Consider the following 20,803-nt stretch of genomic DNA (forward strand, 5'->3'; position numbering starts at 1 on the left):
TGCCATTTTTAACAATCGAATATTCTGAAGAAGGGCTTCCACAACACGGGCAACAATCAATCGGCTCGATTAATTGGCCAGATAATAGAAAAGATAAACGTCCTTTAATTGAACATTTTGTTAATTTTTGGTCATTAATTTTGATGTTTTTATCGTTTAATCCGAGTAAAGATGGTATAATTTTAGTCACAGAACAGCTCTCCTTTATTATGGTTTGGTCGCTTATAATATACAGGAGATCTGTTCTTTTTTGTACCCTAAAATAAAAAATAGAGTTGAGGCCTTTGGCCATCAACCCTATAAATTATAGAACCTTTTTTGTTTGTTAGAATGAATAAAGTGAAATAAAAACACTTAAAAGTTGACATGAAAGTAAATATAGTGAAAAATATAAAGAATGAAATGAGGGATAATGATGCAAGATTATTTAGTAAAAGCAATGAGTAAAAATGGAGAGATTCGAGCATTTAGTATCGATGCCACACAAACAGTCCGAGAAGCACAAGAACGGTTTGATTTATGGAGCGGTTCATCAGCAGCTTTAGGACGGACGTTAATTGCAACCGCACTATTTAGTAAGAACATGAAAAACGATGAACGATTAATGATTCAAGTGCAAGGTGATGGCTTGGGTGGCAAGATTTTTACGGAAGGATTAGGTAATGGAGATGTCCGTGGATATATTCAACATCCAAACATTGCAGTTGATCCGAATGAACAAGGGAAAATCGATGTTCGTAAAGTAGTCGGAACAAGTGGTACAATTACAGTCATTAAAGATTTAGGAATGAAAGAACCGTTTAGTGGACAAATCCCGATTGTCGATGGGGAATTAGGTAGTGATTTTACCTACTACATGGCTGTATCTGAACAAATAAATGGAGCCATTGGTGTGTCAGTTTATGTAGATACAGATGATTCAATTATTTCGGCTGGAGGATTTATGATTCAGCTCATGCCAGGAGCCACAGAAGAAACGATTACAGAGTTAGAAGAACGTTTAGCCAAACTACCACAAATTTATGAAATGATGGCAGCTGGTGATACGCCTGAAGATATGTTAGAACGTATTTTAGGAGAAGGGCAAGTTAATTTATTAAGTACAGAGCCTATTCGCTATCGTTGCTCATGCAATCGCGAACGCTTCAATCAAGGGCTTATGTCAATCGGTGAAAAAGATATTCAAGAACTAATTGATGAAGACAATGGAGCTGAAGTGGTTTGTCATTTTTGTAATAAAAAATATCAATATACAGCAGAAGATTTAGAACAACTGATTGAAACAATTAAAGAAAAAAGATTGCTGAATGAACAAATGGATCGAGGTGAAGAATAATGAGTTTTCAAATTGGTAATATTACTGTTCCCAATCCGGTAGTAGTAGCTCCAATGGCGGGAATTAGCAACTCAGCATTTCGTGTAACTGTTAAAGAGTTTGGTGCCGGATTAGTTGTCTGTGAAATGATTAGTGACAAGGGCATTCAATTTCGTAATGAAAAAACATTAGATATGTTACATATTGAGCCAAATGAGTATCCATTATCTGTACAAATTATGGGTGGATCGAAAGACACGTTAGTAGAAGCAGCTAAATATGTAGAAGAGCATACAGAAGCAGCTATTATTGATATTAATATGGGCTGTCCGGTCAACAAAGTCATTAAGGCTGAAGCGGGAGCAAAGTGGCTACTAGATCCAAATAAAATTCATGAAATGGTTGAAGCGGTGGTTAAAGAAGTAAATTTACCGGTAACTGTAAAGATGAGAACAGGCTGGGACTTAGAGCACCTATATGCCGTTGAAAATGCATTAGCAGCTGAATCGGCAGGCGCCAGTGCTGTCGCAATGCATGGACGAACACGTGTCCAAATGTATGACGGTGAAGCAGATTGGCGTATTTTGGGAAATGTAAAGAAAGCCTTAAAACGTATTCCGTTAATAGGCAATGGGGATGTTAAAACGCCGGAAGATGCGAAGCGAATGATGGATGAAGCGGGAGTAGACGGCGTAATGATTGGACGCGGTGTATTATCGAATCCGTGGCTTGTTCGCCAAACGGTTCATTTTCTTGAAACGGGTGAACATTTACCGGAAGTTACAGTGAGAGAAAAAATGGAAATCGCTAAACTTCACTTACAACGTTTAGTCCAGCTAAAAGGTGAATCAATCGCTACTCGAGAATTTCGGAAGATTGCGAGTTATTATTTAAAAGGCATACCAAGAGCATCGAAAACTAAAGTAGCCATTAATCAAGCAAGTACACAAGCAGAAATTATTGAATATATCGATCAATTTGTACAACAAGTTGAATCTCGCTTACGCTAGACAGAATAAATTGAATCAGATGTGAAAAAAGCTTGAATTTTTCGTGAAATATGTCATGATGAAATAGAACTTTTAAACACGAAGGAGGAAACGAGATGGTATTAGAAGAATTGAATGACCAACTGAAAGTACGTCGCGAAAAAATGGATGCGTTACGTGAAAAGGGCATTAATCCTTTTTCGAATGGATTTGTACGTTCAGATTTAGCAGGAGATTTAGCTGAGAAATATAAAGAAACAACAAAAGAGCAATTTGATGAACAAGAAATTCGTGTGGCTATTGCAGGACGAATGATGACTAAACGTGGAAAAGGAAAAGCGGGTTTTGCTCATCTAAAAGACCGTTCAGCTCAAATTCAAATTTATGTCCGTCAAGATAAAGTGGGCGAATTTGATTATGATGTATTTAAACATGCTGACTTAGGTGATATTGTTGGTGTAGAAGGAACATTAATGCGTACGAATATGGGTGAATTATCGGTTAAAGCAGATAAATTCGTTCATTTAACAAAAGCGCTTCGCCCATTACCTGATAAATATCATGGATTAAATAATGTGGAACAAATTTATCGTCAACGTTATTTAGATTTAATTGCCAATGATGAAAGTATGGACCGCTTTGTGAAGCGTTCAAAAATCATTGCTGAAATCCGTCATTATTTAGATGACTTAGGCTACTTAGAAGTTGAAACACCTATTTTACAAACGCTAGCAGGTGGAGCAGCTGCTCGACCATTTATTACACATCATAATGCTTTAGACATTCAAATGTATCTACGCATTGCAACCGAACTGCATTTAAAACGTTTAGTTGTCGGTGGAATGGAACGCGTTTATGAAATTGGACGCATTTTCCGTAATGAAGGTATTGATACAACACATAACCCTGAATTCACATCAGTAGAAGTGTATACAGCGTATGCAGATTACTTTGACATTATGGATTTAACAGAAGAATTAATCCAAGAAGTAGCGCGTCGTGTATTAGGGACAACTGAAATTGTTTATAATGGTGTGACATTAGATATTGGTAAGCCATGGCGCCGTGTTCATATGGTTGATATCATTAAAGAAGTATCAGGTATCGATTTCTGGAATGTGAAGAGTGATGAAGAAGCGATTCGAATTGCTAAAGAACATCATATTGAAATTGAAGAGCATCACGCAACATACGGCCATATTGTGAACGAAGCGTTCGAACAATTTGTTGAAGAAACATTGATTGAACCAACTTTTGTTTACGGTCATCCAAAAGAAGTATCGCCGTTAGCACGTTCAAATGATGAAGATCCACGCTTTACCGATCGTTTTGAATTATTCATTATGAAACATGAATACGCCAATGCGTTTACTGAGTTAACTGATCCAATCGATCAACGTGAACGTTTCATTAGTCAAGTTGAAGAAAAATCAGCAGGTAATGATGAAGCTCATCCATATGATGAAGAGTTTATTGAATCATTGGAGTATGGTTTAGCGCCAACAGGTGGATTAGGAATTGGAATCGACCGTTTAGTTATGTTATTAACGGATTCACAATCAATTCGTGACGTATTGTTGTTCCCAACAATGAAGCCACTAGGTCAAGACAAAAATAAAAAAGAGCAAACAGACGAAGATTCTAGCGATTTAGCTGAATAAATTAGTCGTTAATGAACTGGAGTTAGTAAGTAGACTACTAACTCCAGTTTTTGTATATGTTTCAATAAATGTAGGCAATTAACTTTAGCTATATCAGGCTTTATTTTTATATTTTTTGAAAGAGCATGAATCGTTCTTTTTAACTACGATAAAACAGAAGTAACGTATCAATCATTTTAAGGACTTGTGGCAAGTATAGAGAACTAAGAAAACAGATGAAAATATTCAAGAAATCATTTGACAACTTATTCTATCAATGGTAATCTAACTAAGGTGCTTTTATTCTATCCCTAAATCTAATTTAGACGTGCTGATTTAATAAGAGCTCATCCTGACATGTAGAGCGTGTCGTTTTTTAATAAGCGAAAATAACACGCCTGGATGTGTGGACTAGCAAAAAGCTATTTAATTAACTAATTTGACTTAAAGGAGGAACAGAGATGCCTACAATTAACCAATTGGTCCGTAAAGGGCGTAAAACAGCGGTGGAAAAATCAAAATCTCCAGCGTTAGGCAAAGGCTATAACAGTTTCAAAAAGACGCAAACAAATTCAAACTCTCCTCAAAAACGTGGAGTGTGTACTCGTGTGGGTACAATGACACCTAAGAAACCTAACTCGGCGTTACGTAAATATGCGCGTGTCCGTTTATCAAACTTAATCGAAGTTACCGCATATATCCCAGGTATTGGCCACAACTTGCAAGAACATAGTGTGGTACTTATCCGTGGTGGACGTGTAAAAGATTTACCAGGGGTTCGTTACCATATCGTACGTGGTGCATTAGATACTGCAGGTGTTGATGGACGTATGCAAAGTCGTTCAAAATACGGAACTAAGAAACCTAAAAAATAAAGATTAAGACAGATGAAAGGAGTGCTTTAGATGCCTCGTAAAGGACCAGTCGCAAAACGCGATGTATTACCAGATCCAATTTACAACTCAAAACTAATTACTCGCTTAATTAACCAATTAATGGTTGATGGAAAACGTGGTAAAGCTTCAAATATTTTATATGCAGCATTCGAATTAATCAAAGAAGAAACTGGAAACAACCCAGCAGAAGTTTTTGATGAAGCAATGAAAAACGTAAAACCTGTATTAGAGGTTAAAGCTCGTCGTGTTGGTGGATCAAACTACCAAGTACCAGTTGAAGTTCGTCCAGAACGTCAAACTACTTTAGCATTACGTTGGTTAGTTAACTTCGCTCGCTTACGCGGTGAAAAAACAATGGAACTTCGTTTAGCACGTGAAATCATGGATGCAGCGAACAACGCAGGTGCATCTGTTAAGAAACGTGAAGATGTACATAGAATGGCAGAAGCTAACAAAGCCTTTGCACATTACAGATGGTAAAATAAATAAAAATTATTCTATAATAATTTTTAAAGCTTACCCATTATACGTGTATAATAAAAGTATTAAACGAAACAACGAAAGAGAGGTTCCAATCAACAATGGCAAAAAGAGAATTTACGTTAGAGAAAACTCGTAATATCGGAATCATGGCCCATATTGATGCAGGTAAAACAACCTGTACAGAGCGTATCTTGTACTATACAGGACGTATCCACAAAATTGGTGAAACTCACGATGGTGGGGCACAAATGGACTGGATGGAGCAAGAACAAGAACGTGGTATTACAATTACATCAGCTGCTACAACAGCACAATGGAAAGGTTACCGCGTAAATATCATCGATACACCAGGACACGTGGACTTTACAGTCGAAGTAGAACGTTCATTACGTGTATTAGATGGTGCTGTAACAATCTTGGATGCGCAAAGTGGTGTTGAACCACAAACTGAAACTGTATGGCGTCAAGCGACAACATACGGTGTTCCTCGTATCGTGTTTGTTAACAAAATGGATAAAATTGGGGCAGACTTCTTGTACTCTGTTGATACATTACATGACCGTTTACAAGCAAATGCATTCCCAGTACAATTACCAATTGGTGCGGAAGATCAATTCACAGGAATTATCGACTTAGTTCATAAGAAAGCTTACATTTACGAAGATGACTTAGGAACACAAATCCGTGAAGAAGAAATCCCAGCAGAATTCGAAGAATTAGCTGAAGAATGGTATACAAAATTAGTTGAAGCTGTTGCTGAAACAGATGAAGAACTAATGATGTCATACTTAGAAGGCGAAGAAATTACAGAAGAACAATTAAAAGTTGCTATTCGTAAAGCTACTTTAGATGTTAAATTCTACCCAGTATTCTGTGGGTCAGCCTTCAAAAACAAAGGTGTTCAATTAATGCTTGACGGCGTTATTGACTACTTACCAGCTCCAACTGATATTCCAGCGATTATGGGTATCTTACCTGATACAGAAGAAGAAGAAGCACGTCACGCAGATGATTCAGAACCATTTAGTGCGTTAGCTTTCAAAGTTATGACAGACCCATTTGTTGGTCGTTTAACATTCTTCCGTGTATATTCAGGGAAATTAGAGTCTGGATCATACGTATTAAATGCAACTAAAGGAAAACGTGAACGTATTGGACGTATCCTACAAATGCATGCGAACCACCGTGCTGAAATTCCTGAAGTATTTTCAGGAGATATCGCAGCAGCTGTTGGTTTGAAAGATACATCAACAGGGGACACATTATGTGCAATTGATTCACCAATTATCTTGGAATCAATGGAATTCCCTGAACCAGTTATCGAAGTAGCGATTGAGCCTAAATCAAAAGCTGACCAAGATAAAATGGGTATCGCACTTCAAAAATTATCAGAAGAAGATCCAACATTCCGTGCAGCAACTGACCAAGAAACTGGTGAAGTTATCATCGCCGGAATGGGTGAGTTACACTTAGATATCATCGTTGACCGCTTAAGACGTGAATTTAAAGTTGAAGCAACTGTTGGCGCGCCTCAAGTTTCATACCGTGAAACATTCCGTGCAGCAACTAAAGCTGAAGGTAAATTCGTACGTCAATCAGGTGGTAAAGGTCAATACGGACATGTTTGGGTTGAATTTACACCTAACGAAGAAGGTGCCGGATTTGAATTTGAAAATGCTATCGTCGGTGGGGTTGTTCCTCGTGAATACATTCCAGCAGTTGAAGCAGGTCTTAAAGACGCAATGGAAAATGGTATCTTAGCTGGATTCCCAATGGTTGACCTTAAAGCTAAGTTGTATGACGGATCATACCACGATGTCGACTCAAGTGAAACAGCCTTTAAAGTGGCAGCTTCAATGGCATTACGTGCAGCAGCTAAGACAGCTAAACCAGTTATCTTAGAGCCAATCATGGCCGTAGAAGTTACAGTTCCTGAAGAATACTTAGGAGATGTAATGGGACATGTTAACGCACGTCGTGGACAAATTGAAGGTACTACAACTCGTGGTAATGCTCAAATCATTAAATCAATGATTCCTTTATCAGAAATGTTCGGATATGCAACTACTTTACGTTCTTCAACACAAGGTCGTGGAACGTTTACAATGCAATTTGACCACTACTCTGATTTACCGAAGAGCATCCAAGAAGAAATTATTGAAAAACACGGCAAAGGTAACGATTAATTAACGTTTCCTAATAATAAAAAGGGAACAGTTGACTAATTGCTATATATGTCTGTATAATTTAAGTAATAAAGCGTGTAAAAGCGCATAATAAAACAACCTAAACTTAGGAGGAATTTAAAGAATGGCAAAAGCAAAATTCGATCGTACAAAACCACATTTAAATATCGGAACAATTGGTCACGTTGACCACGGTAAAACAACTTTAACAGCTGCTATCACAACAGTTTTATCTAAAAAAGGTTTCGCTGAAGCTTCAGACTACAGCTCAATCGATAAAGCTCCAGAAGAACGCGAACGTGGAATCACAATCAACACATCTCACGTTGAGTATGAAACAGAAACTCGTCACTATGCTCACGTTGACTGCCCAGGACACGCGGACTACGTTAAAAACATGATCACTGGTGCTGCTCAAATGGACGGCGCGATCTTAGTTGTTTCTGCAGCTGATGGTCCAATGCCTCAAACACGTGAACATATCTTATTATCACGCCAAGTTGGTGTTCCATACATCGTTGTTTTCTTAAACAAAATGGACATGGTTGATGACGAAGAGTTATTAGAATTAGTTGAAATGGAAGTACGTGACTTATTATCAGAATACGACTTCCCAGGAGATGACACTCCTATCGTTGCTGGATCAGCTCTTAAAGCTTTAGAAGGCGAACCAGAATACGAAGAAAAAATCTTAACATTGATGGAAGAAGTAGATGCTTACATTCCAACTCCAGAACGTGACACAGACAAACCATTCATGATGCCAATCGAGGACGTATTCTCAATTACTGGTCGTGGTACTGTTGCTACTGGACGTGTTGAACGTGGACAAATCAAAGTTGGTGACGAAGTTGAAATCGTTGGTATCAGCGAAGAAACTCACAAAACAACAGTTACAGGTGTTGAAATGTTCCGTAAATTGTTAGACTTTGCTCAAGCAGGGGATAACATTGGTGCGTTATTACGTGGTGTTACACGTGACGACATCCAACGTGGACAAGTTTTAGCACAACCTGGAACAATCACACCACACGCAAAATTCTCAGCAGAGGTTTACGTGTTAACTAAAGAAGAGGGTGGACGTCATACTCCATTCTTCTCAAACTACCGCCCACAATTCTACTTCCGTACAACTGACATCACAGGTGTTATCGAATTACCAGAAGGTACAGAAATGGTTATGCCTGGTGACAACATTACAATGCAAGTAGAATTAATTCACCCTGTAGCGATTGAAGAAGGAACAAAATTCTCAATCCGTGAAGGTGGACGTACTGTTGGTGCCGGAGTTGTAGCTAAAATTACAGACTAATTCAAATTTTATTGAATAAAATAAATGATCAGACGATGTACTCTCCCTTTATTGGGAGAGTTTTTTTGTGCATAAAAAAAGAATCAAAGAGAGATCACAACTTTGTGCGATTAATCTTTGATTTTTTTAATATGTACAACCAATATGAAGAAAAATTATTTAAAAAGCTGAACAATCGAATTGATCAACTGGGTAATGAATTGAATCACTTGATTTAAGAAGCCCTTTGCTTCTTCTGGATTAATTTGTTTAGCTTTTTCTTCAATAGTACTTAAGTTGTTTTTAACTTGATTGAACAATTCTCCACCTTTTGATTTTAAGTCTGAACCTAAGTTTTTTAATGCGGCTGTCTGCTCAGCGGATAAGTTTAACTCACTGAAGCGATTCATAAATTGATTGAGCTGTTCGATATTTTGATCCGTTAAAACATTTTGTAAGTTGTAGTTGTTAATCGTGTTATTAATAATGATAGAAATATCTTGGGCACTTATTTCGCCATCTTCTTTTTTCTTTTCGGCAATTTCTGATTTAATATCTGCGATTGCTGAGTTCAAAAGTTCATCAGAATAACCAGGTTTATCTTTATTTTCTTGAGTAATTGAAGATGAAGTATTTAATTCATCTTGTGCAACTTGAACTGCTTGTTGATCAAGAGCTTGCCCAGTTGCTTTAAACGCTTTATAAACACCAGCCAGTGCACCAGATCCGTCAACACGAACGGCGCTAGCAACTTTTATTTTAACGTTAGTTGCACCAGCTGTAATTGCTGCATTTCGATACTGTGTAGGTGTTATAGTGGTAATGGTTTGAGGTGTAACAATTTCTACTTCAACTCCGTTATTAGTAGAAGACGGTGTAATATAAGTAGAAGAATACACTTGATTATAAGGATAATTATCGTTGAGTAAACTATTTAATTCATTAATTTGAACTTTTATTTCCTCTGTTTGCTTTGGAACACCTAATAAATTTCGAGTTTCTTGGTACTGACTAGTAGTCAGTGATTCGCCATAAGTGAACATTTCTACCTTATCCGCAAAAATAGTAGGCGATAATGAAGATAGTAAGAATCCGATAGATGCTGTTAGTCCAAATATTTTTGATTTAATTGTCATGTTTAAGTTCCTCTTTTCTATATAAAATGGAAAGATATGACTATCATATCACGATTTGTTTGAAATAATAGTAAGGAAATATTAGGAAAGTGATAAAAATGAAACAATTTTCTATCAGAAAACACTTACAATAAAATTAAGAGAAAAAAATCAAAAAAACCTTGCTAAAACAATAAAAAAAGGTTGAACTAATTAAATGATGTATGTATAATGGTAAGAGTGCTGCGGTGAACTATGCCTACATGCACGCCCCCCTAACATTAGGGAAGGTTAGCTGAGAAGCGAGAGGTTGCGACACGCCCGGACGCTTTGCCATGGTGGGCGGTGTCGGATATTCGCGTGGAGCTAGTCATTGAAAGACAATTGACGAAGGAGGTAAAAAAATGGCAAAACAAAAGATTCGCATCAGATTAAAAGCTTACGAGCATCGTGCGCTTGATCAATCAGCGGAAAAAATCGTAGAAACAGCAAAGAGAACAGGTGCAGGTGTAGCTGGACCAATTCCATTGCCAACAGAAAGATCTTTATATACAGTAATTCGTGCAACGCACAAATATAAAGATAGTCGCGAGCAGTTTGAAATGCGTACACATAAACGTTTAATCGACATTTCAAACCCAACGCCAAAAACAGTTGATGCCTTAATGAAGCTTGACTTACCAAGCGGCGTTGACATTGAAATTAAATTATAATAAAAATATGGAGGTGTAACCATGACAAAAGGAATCTTAGGAAGAAAAGTTGGAATGACTCAATACTTCACTGAATCAGGTGAATTAGTGCCTGTAACAGTTGTTGAAGCAACACCAAACGTTGTTTTACAAGTCAAAACAGTTGAAACAGATGGATATGAAGCTGTTCAATTAGGTTTCGAAGACAAACGTAATATTTTGAGCAACCAACCAGAAAAAGGTCATGTAGCAAAAGCAAACACGGCTCCTAAGCGCTTCATTCGAGAAATTAACGGTGTTGAGCTAGGAGAATACGAAGTAGGACAAGAAGTGAAAGTAGATGTTTTCCAAGCAGGCGACATCGTTGACGTCACTGGTACATCAAAAGGTAAAGGATTCCAAGGCGTTATCAAACGTCACGGACAAAGCCGCGGACCAATGGCCCACGGTTCACGTTTCCATCGTCGTCCTGGATCAATGGGTATGGCTTCAGATGCTTCTAAAGTATTTAAAGGCAAAAACTTACCAGGTCAAATGGGTGGTAACCGCGTAACAATCCAAAACTTAGAAATCGTGAGTGTTGATACAGAACGTAACGTTATCTTGATTAAAGGTAATGTACCTGGATCTAAAAAATCATTAATCGAAATTAAAGCGGCAGTTAAAGGCCAATAATTTATTGAGGAAGGAGGATAATACGTATGGTTAAAGTGAATGTATTTAAGCAAGATGGAACAGCAAACGGCGAATTAACATTAAACGAAGAAATTTTTGGCATCGTGCCAAATGAAAGTGTCGTATTTGATGCAATTATTATGCAACGTGCTTCATTACGTCAAGGAACACATGCCGTTAAGAACCGTTCAGCGGTTCGTGGTGGTGGACGTAAACCTTGGAGACAAAAAGGAACAGGTCGTGCACGTCAAGGCTCAATCAGAAGCCCACAATGGGTTGGTGGTGGAGTGGTATTTGGACCAACACCTCGCTCATACAAACAAAAAATGAACAGAAAAGCACGTCGTTTAGCACTTAAATCCGTGTTATCAGATAAAGCGCAAAACGAAGGCATGATTGTGATTGATAAGTTAGCATATGACAAACCAAGTACTAAAGAATTCAACACAATGTTAAACAATTTAAACGTGAACAAGAAAGTTTTATTAGTTCTTGAAGAAGGTAATGAAGAAGTAGCATTATCAGCTCGTAACTTACCGAATGTAATGATTGTTTCACCAACTGGTGTGAATGTATTAGATGTAGTTTATGCTGACGTATTAGTCTTCACAAAAGAAGCTCTAGAAGCTGTAGAGGGAGGACTTAAATAATGAATAGTTATGATATCATTAAACGTCCAGTTATTACTGAAGCGTCAATGCACATGATGGACGACAAAAAATACACATTTGAAGTAGATGTTCGCGCAACAAAAACACATGTTAAAAAAGCGATTGAAGAAATCTTCGGTGTAAAAGTAGAAAAAGTTAACATCATGAACGTTCGCGGAAAATTAAAACGCATGGGACGTCACCAAGGTTATACAAAGAAACGTCGTAAAGCGATAGTTAAATTAACAGCAGATTCAAAAAACATCGAATTATTTAATGAAGAATAATTAGTCAAAAGACTAGATATTCAAGTGAAGAGACTACTTATATAGGAGGGACAATACGTGGCGATTAAAAAATATAGACCGACCACAAATGGTCGTCGTAACATGACCGGATATGATTTTAGTGAAATTACTAAAACAACTCCTGAAAAAACATTATTAAAGTCATTTAAAAATAATGCCGGACGTAACGGTCAAGGTAAAATTACAGTACGTCATCAAGGTGGCGGACACAAACGTGCATATCGTATGATTGACTTTAAACGTAATAAAGATGGAGTGCTTGGAAAAGTAGCAGCAATTGAGTACGATCCAAACCGTAGTGCAAATATTGCGTTAATCCATTATGAAGATGGTATTAAAACTTACATTATTGCACCAAAAGGCTTAAAAGTTGGACAAAAAATTGAATCAGGTGAAAATGCTGATATCAAAGTAGGTAATACTTTACCATTAGGTAACATGCCAGACGGTACTGTTATCCACAATATCGAAACTAAGCCAGGTAAAGGTGGACAATTAATTCGTTCTGCTGGAACTAGTGCACAAGTTTTAGGTAACGAAGGTAAATATACTTTAGTTCGCTTGAACTCAGGTGAAGTACGTATGATTCTTTCAACTTGCCGTGCAACAGTTGGTACAGTTGGTAATGAACAACATGAATTAGTAAACATTGGTAAAGCAGGTCGCTCACGTTGGATGCGTAAACGCCCAACTGTTCGTGGTTCTGTAATGAACCCTAACGATCACCCACACGGTGGTGGTGAAGGACGCGCACCAATCGGACGTCCAAGCCCAATGTCACCATGGGGCAAGAAAACTCGTGGCGTGAAGACAAGAAATGGCAAAGCGCAATCTAATAAATTGATTGTTCGTGGTCGTAAGAAATAATTAATTCCTAAGTAGATTTTGGAAGGAGGACTAAACGTGAGTCGTAGTTTGAAAAAAGGACCTTTCGTCGATGCCCACTTAATGAAAAAAGTGGAAGAAGCAAACAAAAGTGACCGTAAAGTAGTTATTAAAACTTGGTCACGTCGTTCAACAATTTTCCCTAACTTCGTTGGACAGACAATTGCAGTTTATGATGGTAGAAAACATGTTCCAGTATACATTCAAGAAGATATGGTTGGACATAAATTAGGTGAATTCGCACCTACAAGAACTTTCCGTGGCCACTCTGGCGACGATAAGAAAACGAAAGTAAGATAACGAGGAGGAAGAGAGAATGGCAGAACGCATTACTAGCGCAAAAGCTATTGCAAAAACTGTCCGAATCGCACCTCGTAAAGTTCGTTTAGTAATCGACTTAATCCGAGGTAAAAAAGTCGGAGAAGCTATTGCAATTTTAAAAAACACACAAAGAGGCGCAAATTTAGCAGTTGAAAAAGTACTTTTATCTGCAATTGCTAACGCTGAACACAACTATGATTTAGACGCAAACAGTCTAGTAGTAAGTGAAGTATTCGTGAACGAAGGACCAACAATGAAACGTTTCCGTCCACGCGCTCAAGGATCAGCTTCACCAATTATGAAACGTACAAGCCACATTACAGTAGTGGTATCAGAAACTAAGGAGGGATAATCAGTGGGTCAAAAGATTAATCCAATTGGTATGCGTATTGGCATTATTCGTGATTGGGATGCTAAATGGTATGCTGACAAACAATATGCCGATTACTTACATGAAGATTTAAAGATTCGTGATTTTATTAGCAAAACGCTAAAAGATGCATCTGTATCTACCATTGAAATTGAACGTGCTGCAAAGCGCATCAATGTATCAATCCACACTGCTAAACCTGGTATGGTGATTGGTAAAGGTGGATCAGAAGTTGACAAGCTACGTGTATCTTTAAACCAATTAACTGGTAAAAAAGTACACATCAACATCGTAGAAATCAAAAAACCTGATTTAGATGCAAAATTAGTAGCTGAATCAATTGCACAACAGTTAGAAAACCGTGTCGCATTCCGTCGTGCTCAAAAACAAGCAATTCAACGTACAATGCGCGCAGGAGCGAAAGGAATTAAAACACAAGTATCAGGCCGTTTAAATGGTGCAGATATGGCACGTTCTGAATCATATTCAGAAGGAACAGTTCCATTGCATACATTACGTGCAGATATTGATTACGCTTGGGAAGAAGCAGATACAACTTACGGTAAATTAGGTGTTAAAACTTGGATCTATCGTGGTGAAGTACTCCCAACTAGAACTAATAAGGAAGGAGGGAAATAATCAATGTTAGTACCGAAACGTGTAAAACACCGTCGTGTATTCCGTGGTAAAATGCGCGGTGAAGCAAAAGGTGGAACAGAAGTAGCATTTGGTCAATATGGATTACAAGCTCTTGAATCAAAATGGATTACAAACCGTCAAATTGAAGCAGCTCGTATCGCAATGACTCGTTACATGAAACGTGGTGGGAAAGTATGGATTAAAATCTTCCCTCACAAATCATATACAGCAAAAGCAATCGGTGTTCGTATGGGTTCTGGTAAAGGGGCTCCTGAAGGCTGGGTTGCACCAGTAAAACGTGGAAAAATTATGTTCGAAATCGGCGGAGTTTCCGAAGAAGTGGCACGTGAAGCGTTGCGTTTAGCTATGCATAAATTGCCAGTTAAAGCGAAATTCGTAAAACGTGATGAAAATGGTGGTGAATCGAATGAAGGCTAAAGATATTAGAGAATTATCCACTGAAGAAATGATTGCAAAAGAAAAAGAGTTCAAAGAAGAATTATTCAATCTTCGTTTCCAATTGGCTACTGGACAATTAGAAAATACAACTCGTATTAGAGAAGTCCGCAAATCGATTGCACGTATTAAAACTGTCTTACGTCAACAAGAATTGTCTAAATAACAATCGATAAAGGAGGGAAATCTAATGTCAAACGAACGCAATCAACGTAAAGTTTACCAAGGCCGCGTAGTAAGTGACAAAATGGATAAAACAATCGTTGTATCTGTAGACACATACAAAAGCCATTCTACATACGGTAAACGTGTGAAATACTCAAAACGTTTTAAAGCACATGATGAAAATAATTCTGCAAAATTAGGCGATATCGTCCGCATTATGGAAACTCGTAAGCTTTCAGCTACAAAAAATTTCCGTTTAGTCGAAATCGTTGAAGAATCAGTAATTATCTAATTTAGAAACTTCAAGGAAGGAGGAACTAACCGTGATCCAATCAGAAACACGATTAAAAGTAGCTGATAACTCAGGTGCACGTGAAGTATTAACAATTAAAGTATTAGGCGGCTCAGGACGCAAAACAGCAGGAATTGGTGATGTGATCGTAGCAACTGTTAAACATGCAACACCTGGTGGAGTTGTTAAAAAAGGTGATGTTGTTAAAGCGGTAATTGTCCGTACTAAAAAAGGAACACACCGTCCAGATGGTTCATACATTCGCTTTGATGAGAATGCATGTGTAATAATTCGAGATGACAAGAGCCCACGTGGAACACGTATCTTCGGACCAGTTGCCCGCGAATTACGCGATAATAACTATATGAAAATTGTTTCACTAGCTCCAGAAGTACTATAGAACGAAGGAGGTGCCTATTCATGCATGTAAAAACTGGCGATAAAGTTAGAGTAATCGCAGGAAAAGACAAAGGTAAAGAAGGTATTATTACTAAATCTTTACCAAAGAAAGAACGTGTAGTTGTTGAAGGAATTAACATTGCTAAAAAACACTCACGTCCAACACAAGCCGACCAAGTTGGTGGAATCAAAGAAATTGAAATGCCAATTCACGTATCAAACGTTATGCTAATTGATCCAGCTACTGGGGATGCAACTCGTACTGGTAAACGTGAAGAAAACGGCAAGCTTGTCCGCTATAGTAAAAAAACGGGCGAAACAATCGATAAATAATTCTGAAAGGAGGCCACTTAATCAATGAATCGTTTACAAGAAAAATATAACAAAACTGTTGTTCCATCATTAATTGAGAAATTTGGTTACACAAGTATCATGCAAGCCCCTAAAGTTGAAAAAATCGTGATCAACATGGGTGTTGGTGATGCCGTAAGTAACGCGAAAAACTTAGAAAAGGCTGTTAACGAATTGACATTAATTTCAGGTCAAAAGCCTGTTGTAACAACAGCTAAGAAATCAATCGCAGGTTTCCGTTTACGTGAAGGTATGCCGATTGGAACGAAAGTTACATTACGTGGCGAAAGAATGTATGACTTCTTAGACAAATTAGTTACAGTATCACTACCACGTGTGCGCGACTTCCGTGGAATTTCTAAAAAATCTTTCGACGGCCGTGGAAACTACACATTGGGAATCAAGGAACAATTAATCTTCCCAGAAATCTCTTATGATGATGTAGATAAAGTTCGTGGTATGGATATCGTAATCGTTACATCAGCAAACACTGATGAAGAAGCCAAAGAACTATTACTACAACTTGGAATGCCATTCCAAAAATAATCAAAGGAGGCGAGTAGATTGGCTAAAAAATCAATGGTTGAAAAAAACCATAAACCAAAAAAATTCAAAGTCCAAGAATATACTCGTTGTGAACGTTGTGGACGTCCACATTCAGTATATCGTAAATTCAAACTATGCCGTATCTGTTTACGTGAACTTGCCTATAAAGGACAAATTCCGGGACTTAAAAAGGCTAGCTGGTAAAAAAACAAACAAGGAGGTAATCGTTAATGGTGATGACAGATCCAATCGCGGATTTCTTAACACGTATTCGTAACGCAAACATGGTTCGCCACGCTTCGTTAGAAGTTCCAAGCTCAAACATGAAAATTGCGGTTGCTGATATTTTAAAACGCGAAGGTTTTATTAAAAATTATGAAATTGTAGAAGATGACAAACAAAACGTTATGCGCGTCTTCTTAAAATATACTAAAGACAATGAACGTGTAATCACAGGCTTAAAACGTATTTCTAAACCAGGTTTACGTGTTTATGCAAAGCGCGATGAGATTCCTAAAGTATTAAATGGTTTAGGAATTGCAATCATCTCGACATCAGAAGGTGTAATTACCGATAAAGAAGCACGTCAAAAAAATGTTGGCGGCGAAGTGCTCGCTTACGTATGGTAATTCATAAGGAGGTGCAATAGAGTGAGTCGTATTGGAAAAATGATAATAGAAGTACCAAGCAATGTTGAAGTGAAAATCGACAACAACGAAGTACAAGTAAAAGGACCAAAAGGTGAATTATCTTACACATACTCACCAAGCTTAACAGTTGAAATGAACGATAACATTATCTCTGTAACACGTCACGACGAAAATAAAACAACTCGTGCATTACACGGAACTACTCGTGCATTAATCAACAACATGGTAATTGGTGTAACTGAAGGATTCAAAAAAGAATTAGATTTAATCGGGGTTGGTTACCGTGCGCAATTGCAAGGATCAACACTAGTATTAAACGTTGGTTACAGCCATCCAGTAGAATTTTCAATTCCAGAAGGTCTTTTAATCGAAGTTCCTTCAAATACTAAAGTAATCGTTTCAGGTTATGACAAACATAAAGTTGGAGAATTCAGTGCGAAAGTTCGTGCAGTTCGTCCACCAGAACCTTACAAAGGAAAAGGTATTCGTTATACAGATGAATATGTTATCCGTAAAGAAGGTAAAACAGGTAAATAATCTTAGTGATTTGGTTAAATTGATATTGAATAATTTAATATTTAATTTATCAAATCACTTTAGTTCGTGCAGCTTATAGTTGCATTTGATATAAAGTTAAAGAGGTGAAAATTGTGATTTCAAAACCAGACAAAAATAAATTACGTCAAAAACGCCACGCTCGTGTGCGTCGTCATATTTCTGGTACTGCTGAGCGCCCACGCTTAAATGTATTCCGCTCAAACAAAAACATCTACGCTCAATTGATTGATGACGTAGCGGGTGTGACGCTAGCAAGTGCCTCTACTCTTGATAAAGAAGTTTCAGAAGGTACCAAAGTTGAACAAGCACAAAAAGTTGGAGAATTAGTTGCTAAACGAGCAATTGAAGCAGGCCACAAAGTAGTCGTGTTCGACCGCGGAGGTTACTTATATCATGGACGTGTTAAAGCTTTAGCAGAAGCAGCACGTGAACATGGATTAGACTTTTAAGAAAAGGAGGGAAACATCCAGATGACTTTTATCGATTCTAAAAATTTAGAGTTAGAAGATCGTGTTGTTGCCATTAACCGTGTCACAAAAGTTGTAAAAGGTGGACGTCGTTTACGTTTTGCGGCTTTAGTAGTTGTTGGTGACCGTAATGGACACGTTGGATTTGGTACTGGTAAAGCTCAAGAAGTTCCAGAAGCAATCCGTAAAGCAATCGAAGACGCAAAAAATAACTTAATTAAAGTGCCAATGGTTGGATCAACTATTCCGCATGAAGTAACAGGTATTTTCTCAGGTGGTAACGTTATGTTAAAACCAGCTGTAGCCGGTTCTGGAGTATCCGCTGGTGGAGTTGTACGTGCTGTTGTTGAATTAGCAGGTATTGCTGATATCACATCTAAATCACTTGGATCAAAAACTCCAATTAACGTAGTACGTTCAACAATTGCTGGACTAAAACAATTAAAAACTGTTGAAGAAGTAGCTGCATTACGTGGCAAAACAGTTGAAGAAATTCTAAACTAAGGAGGACAAAGATAATGGCTGAATATAAAGTAAAATTAGTAAAAAGCTTAATTGGACGTCCTCAAAATCAAATTAAAACAGCTTATGCATTAGGTTTACGTAAAGTAAACTCAGAAGTTGTTAAACCACAAAATGATGCTGTTAAAGGTATGATTAATACAATTAGTCATTTAGTAACAGTTGAGGAAGTTTAATTTAAAACATTAAGGAGGTGCGAACGTGAAATTACATGAATTAAAACCTAACGTTGGATCTCGTTCAACTCGCAACCGTGTAGGTCGTGGACAAGGGTCAGGAAATGGTAAAACATCAGGCCGTGGTCATAAAGGACAAAAAGCCCGCTCAGGTGGTGGCGTACGGTTAGGATTTGAAGGGGGACAATTACCTCTATTCCAACGTTTACCAAAACGTGGATTCACTAATATCAACCGTAAAGAGTATGCTATCGTTAACTTAACTGATTTAAATCGTTTTGAAGACGGTGCAACAATTGCTCCAGTTACTCTAGTTGAAGCTGGTCTTGTTAAAAAAGAATTAAACGGCATCAAAATTTTAGGTAACGGCAAATTAGAGCGTAAATTAACAGTTCAAGCTCACAAATTCAGTCAATCTGCTAAAGCAGCAATTGAGGCAGCCGGTGGAACAGTAGAGGTGATCTAATGTTCAAACTGCTGAAAAATGCTTTTCAAATTAAAGACATTCGTCAACGTATATTCTTTACATTGATGATGTTACTTGTCTTTAGACTTGGGAGCTTACTTACAGTTCCAGGTGTGAACGCGGCAGCAATTAAAGCCATTGCAAGTCAAGGGCTTTTTGGCTTATTAAATACTTTTGGTGGAGGCGCTCTAAGTCAATACTCAGTATTTGCTATGGGTGTTTCTCCATACATCACTTCATCAATTGTCATTCAGTTATTACAGATGGATATTGTTCCACGTTTTGTTGAATGGTCTAAACAAGGTGAAGTTGGTCGTCGTAAGTTAAATCAAGCGACACGCTATGCTACTATAGTAATAGCTTTTGTTCAATCAATCGGGTTATCTGTAGGGTTTAACCACTTATCACAGTTCGGTTTGATTGAAAATCCAGGTATCCGGACATACTTAATGATTTCATTAGTATTAACAGCCGGAACAATGTTCTTAACTTGGATAGGTGATATGATTACTGTTCATGGTATCGGAAATGGTGTATCGATTTTAATTTTTGGTGGGATCGTTGCTCGTCTTCCACAAGGTGTATACAAATTTTATCAAGAGTACTTTAAAGGTGTTAAACTAACTGAAAACTTAAGTAACGTTGGATTTACAGTTGGTTTGATATTAGCGATGTTACTAATTGTTATTTTTGTAGTGACGATGGAAACAGCACAGCGTCGTTTGCCAATTCAGTATTCAAAACGAGCTACTGGCTCGCATGAAACTAGCTGGTTACCATTAAAAATTAACTCAGCAGGGGTTATTCCAGTTATCTTTGCTTCAAGTTTTCTAACAGCACCTGTAACAATCTTAGGATTGTTCGAGTATAAACTTGGCGATCAAGCATGGTACAAAGTATTTACAACAATCTTTAATTTACGTGAACCTGCCGGAATGGTACTTTACACATTATTAATTGTTGTCTTTACATATTTCTATGCGTTTGTTCAAGTTAATCCTGAAAAGGTTGCTGAAAACTTACAAAAGCAAGGGGGATACATTGTTAATGTTCGCCCTGGACGTGAAACTGAAAAGTATTTATCTGGACTGCTCATGCGTTTAAGTACGATAGGGGCTTTGTATTTAGGAGTCATTTCGTTATTACCGATGATAGCTTCGAGCTTATGGTCATTGCCTCCAGAAATTCGGATGGGTGGAACAAGTCTTTTAATTGTTGTTGGGGTTGCTCTTGAAGCAGCAAGACAAATCGAAGGACGTATGTTAACTCGTAAGTATAAAGGTTTTATCGAATAATAACA

Annotated in this window: 30 protein-coding genes and 1 pseudogene; 29 read left to right on the forward strand and 2 right to left on the reverse strand. The window is 37.7% G+C overall.

Annotated features, from left to right (window positions below):
• Positions 1-190 (reverse strand): annotated as a pseudogene (locus L866_RS08570) (ISL3 family transposase); the annotation flags it as partial.
• A 225-nt stretch (positions 191-415) separates the two neighbouring features.
• Here L866_RS08570 and hslO point away from each other — a divergent pair.
• From hslO to tuf, 7 genes are all read left to right on the forward strand, one after another.
• Positions 416-1,336, forward strand: coding sequence for an Hsp33 family molecular chaperone HslO (gene hslO, locus L866_RS0104575; protein ID WP_025729593.1), 921 nt, complete (start codon positions 416-418; stop codon positions 1,334-1,336).
• On the forward strand, positions 1,336-2,325 hold the full coding sequence (gene dusB / locus L866_RS0104580) for a tRNA dihydrouridine synthase DusB (protein WP_025729595.1): 990 nt from the start codon (positions 1,336-1,338) through the stop codon (positions 2,323-2,325). Before hslO ends, dusB begins: the two co-directional genes overlap by 1 nt.
• A 95-nt stretch (positions 2,326-2,420) precedes the next feature.
• On the forward strand, positions 2,421-3,965 hold the full coding sequence (lysS, locus tag L866_RS0104585) for a lysine--tRNA ligase (protein WP_025729597.1): 1,545 nt from the start codon (positions 2,421-2,423) through the stop codon (positions 3,963-3,965).
• Between the two features lie 440 nt (positions 3,966-4,405).
• Positions 4,406-4,819 carry a 30S ribosomal protein S12 gene (gene rpsL / locus L866_RS0104590; RefSeq protein ID WP_025729599.1) on the forward strand — a complete coding sequence of 138 codons (414 nt, stop codon included), beginning with the start codon at positions 4,406-4,408 and terminating at the stop codon, positions 4,817-4,819.
• A gap of 30 nt (positions 4,820-4,849) precedes the next feature.
• The gene (gene rpsG, locus L866_RS0104595; protein ID WP_025729601.1) at positions 4,850-5,320 is read left to right on the forward strand and encodes a 30S ribosomal protein S7; all 471 of its coding nucleotides are present in this window, start codon (positions 4,850-4,852) and stop codon (positions 5,318-5,320) included.
• A 101-nt stretch (positions 5,321-5,421) separates the two neighbouring features.
• Positions 5,422-7,509, forward strand: a complete 2,088-nt coding sequence (gene fusA / locus L866_RS0104600; protein WP_025729602.1) for an elongation factor G — start codon at positions 5,422-5,424, stop codon at positions 7,507-7,509.
• Between the two features lie 124 nt (positions 7,510-7,633).
• Positions 7,634-8,821, forward strand: coding sequence for an elongation factor Tu (gene tuf, locus L866_RS0104605; RefSeq protein ID WP_025729604.1), 1,188 nt, complete (start codon positions 7,634-7,636; stop codon positions 8,819-8,821).
• A gap of 155 nt (positions 8,822-8,976) precedes the next feature.
• On the opposite strand, the gene L866_RS0104610 is transcribed toward tuf, so the two are convergent.
• Positions 8,977-9,936 carry a DUF1002 domain-containing protein gene (locus L866_RS0104610; protein ID WP_025729606.1) on the reverse strand — a complete coding sequence of 320 codons (960 nt, stop codon included), beginning with the start codon at positions 9,934-9,936 and terminating at the stop codon, positions 8,977-8,979.
• Between the two features lie 383 nt (positions 9,937-10,319).
• Between L866_RS0104610 and rpsJ the strand changes: the two genes are divergently transcribed.
• The 22 genes from rpsJ to secY all read left to right on the forward strand — a co-directional run bounded on the left by rpsJ (position 10,320) and on the right by secY (position 20,798).
• On the forward strand, positions 10,320-10,628 hold the full coding sequence (gene rpsJ / locus L866_RS0104615; RefSeq protein ID WP_025729608.1) for a 30S ribosomal protein S10: 309 nt from the start codon (positions 10,320-10,322) through the stop codon (positions 10,626-10,628).
• A gap of 21 nt (positions 10,629-10,649) precedes the next feature.
• On the forward strand, positions 10,650-11,282 hold the full coding sequence (gene rplC, locus L866_RS0104620) for a 50S ribosomal protein L3 (protein ID WP_025729610.1): 633 nt from the start codon (positions 10,650-10,652) through the stop codon (positions 11,280-11,282).
• 26 nt (positions 11,283-11,308) lie between these two features.
• A complete protein-coding gene (rplD, locus tag L866_RS0104625) occupies positions 11,309-11,932 on the forward strand; it encodes a 50S ribosomal protein L4 (RefSeq protein WP_025729612.1) in 624 nt (207 codons plus the stop codon).
• Positions 11,932-12,219 carry a 50S ribosomal protein L23 gene (gene rplW, locus L866_RS0104630; RefSeq protein WP_025729614.1) on the forward strand — a complete coding sequence of 96 codons (288 nt, stop codon included), beginning with the start codon at positions 11,932-11,934 and terminating at the stop codon, positions 12,217-12,219. Before rplD ends, rplW begins: the two co-directional genes overlap by 1 nt.
• Positions 12,220-12,276: 57 nt before the next feature.
• Complete coding sequence (rplB, locus tag L866_RS0104635) at positions 12,277-13,107, forward strand: 50S ribosomal protein L2 (protein WP_025729616.1); 831 nt, start codon at positions 12,277-12,279, stop codon at positions 13,105-13,107.
• A gap of 36 nt (positions 13,108-13,143) precedes the next feature.
• Positions 13,144-13,425 (forward strand): 30S ribosomal protein S19, encoded by a 282-nt coding sequence (rpsS, locus tag L866_RS0104640; RefSeq protein WP_025729618.1) that lies wholly within the window; start codon positions 13,144-13,146, stop codon positions 13,423-13,425.
• A gap of 16 nt (positions 13,426-13,441) precedes the next feature.
• Positions 13,442-13,798: a 50S ribosomal protein L22 gene (gene rplV, locus L866_RS0104645; RefSeq protein WP_025729619.1), complete on the forward strand. Its 357-nt coding sequence runs from the start codon at positions 13,442-13,444 to the stop codon at positions 13,796-13,798.
• A 3-nt stretch (positions 13,799-13,801) separates the two neighbouring features.
• Entirely contained in the window at positions 13,802-14,455 is a 654-nt protein-coding gene (gene rpsC / locus L866_RS0104650) for a 30S ribosomal protein S3 (RefSeq protein ID WP_025729621.1), read from the forward strand.
• Positions 14,456-14,458: 3 nt separating this feature from the next.
• A complete protein-coding gene (gene rplP, locus L866_RS0104655) occupies positions 14,459-14,893 on the forward strand; it encodes a 50S ribosomal protein L16 (protein WP_025729623.1) in 435 nt (144 codons plus the stop codon).
• Positions 14,883-15,077, forward strand: coding sequence for a 50S ribosomal protein L29 (rpmC, locus tag L866_RS0104660; protein ID WP_025729625.1), 195 nt, complete (start codon positions 14,883-14,885; stop codon positions 15,075-15,077). Before rplP ends, rpmC begins: the two co-directional genes overlap by 11 nt.
• Positions 15,078-15,101: 24 nt before the next feature.
• On the forward strand, positions 15,102-15,368 hold the full coding sequence (rpsQ, locus tag L866_RS0104665; protein WP_025729627.1) for a 30S ribosomal protein S17: 267 nt from the start codon (positions 15,102-15,104) through the stop codon (positions 15,366-15,368).
• 31 nt (positions 15,369-15,399) lie between these two features.
• Positions 15,400-15,768 (forward strand): 50S ribosomal protein L14, encoded by a 369-nt coding sequence (gene rplN, locus L866_RS0104670; RefSeq protein ID WP_025729629.1) that lies wholly within the window; start codon positions 15,400-15,402, stop codon positions 15,766-15,768.
• A gap of 20 nt (positions 15,769-15,788) precedes the next feature.
• The gene (gene rplX, locus L866_RS0104675) at positions 15,789-16,100 is read left to right on the forward strand and encodes a 50S ribosomal protein L24 (RefSeq protein ID WP_025729631.1); all 312 of its coding nucleotides are present in this window, start codon (positions 15,789-15,791) and stop codon (positions 16,098-16,100) included.
• A 24-nt stretch (positions 16,101-16,124) separates the two neighbouring features.
• Positions 16,125-16,664 (forward strand): 50S ribosomal protein L5, encoded by a 540-nt coding sequence (rplE, locus tag L866_RS0104680; protein ID WP_025729633.1) that lies wholly within the window; start codon positions 16,125-16,127, stop codon positions 16,662-16,664.
• Positions 16,665-16,682: 18 nt separating this feature from the next.
• Entirely contained in the window at positions 16,683-16,868 is a 186-nt protein-coding gene (locus L866_RS0104685; protein WP_025729635.1) for a type Z 30S ribosomal protein S14, read from the forward strand.
• A gap of 26 nt (positions 16,869-16,894) precedes the next feature.
• Complete coding sequence (rpsH, locus tag L866_RS0104690; protein ID WP_025729637.1) at positions 16,895-17,293, forward strand: 30S ribosomal protein S8; 399 nt, start codon at positions 16,895-16,897, stop codon at positions 17,291-17,293.
• 21 nt (positions 17,294-17,314) lie between these two features.
• Complete coding sequence (gene rplF, locus L866_RS0104695) at positions 17,315-17,851, forward strand: 50S ribosomal protein L6 (protein ID WP_025729639.1); 537 nt, start codon at positions 17,315-17,317, stop codon at positions 17,849-17,851.
• A 104-nt stretch (positions 17,852-17,955) separates the two neighbouring features.
• Positions 17,956-18,321, forward strand: coding sequence for a 50S ribosomal protein L18 (rplR, locus tag L866_RS0104700; protein ID WP_035446177.1), 366 nt, complete (start codon positions 17,956-17,958; stop codon positions 18,319-18,321).
• Between the two features lie 21 nt (positions 18,322-18,342).
• The gene (gene rpsE / locus L866_RS0104705; protein ID WP_025729643.1) at positions 18,343-18,843 is read left to right on the forward strand and encodes a 30S ribosomal protein S5; all 501 of its coding nucleotides are present in this window, start codon (positions 18,343-18,345) and stop codon (positions 18,841-18,843) included.
• A 14-nt stretch (positions 18,844-18,857) separates the two neighbouring features.
• Positions 18,858-19,037 (forward strand): 50S ribosomal protein L30, encoded by a 180-nt coding sequence (gene rpmD / locus L866_RS0104710; RefSeq protein WP_025729645.1) that lies wholly within the window; start codon positions 18,858-18,860, stop codon positions 19,035-19,037.
• Positions 19,038-19,062: 25 nt separating this feature from the next.
• Positions 19,063-19,503, forward strand: coding sequence for a 50S ribosomal protein L15 (rplO, locus tag L866_RS0104715; protein ID WP_025729647.1), 441 nt, complete (start codon positions 19,063-19,065; stop codon positions 19,501-19,503).
• A complete protein-coding gene (gene secY / locus L866_RS0104720) occupies positions 19,503-20,798 on the forward strand; it encodes a preprotein translocase subunit SecY (RefSeq protein ID WP_025729649.1) in 1,296 nt (431 codons plus the stop codon). Before rplO ends, secY begins: the two co-directional genes overlap by 1 nt.
• Positions 20,799-20,803 lie beyond the last annotated feature (5 nt).

Source organism: Atopobacter phocae ATCC BAA-285 (genome assembly GCF_000526675.1).
In the GTDB taxonomy this organism is placed as follows: domain Bacteria; phylum Bacillota; class Bacilli; order Lactobacillales; family Aerococcaceae; genus Atopobacter; species Atopobacter phocae.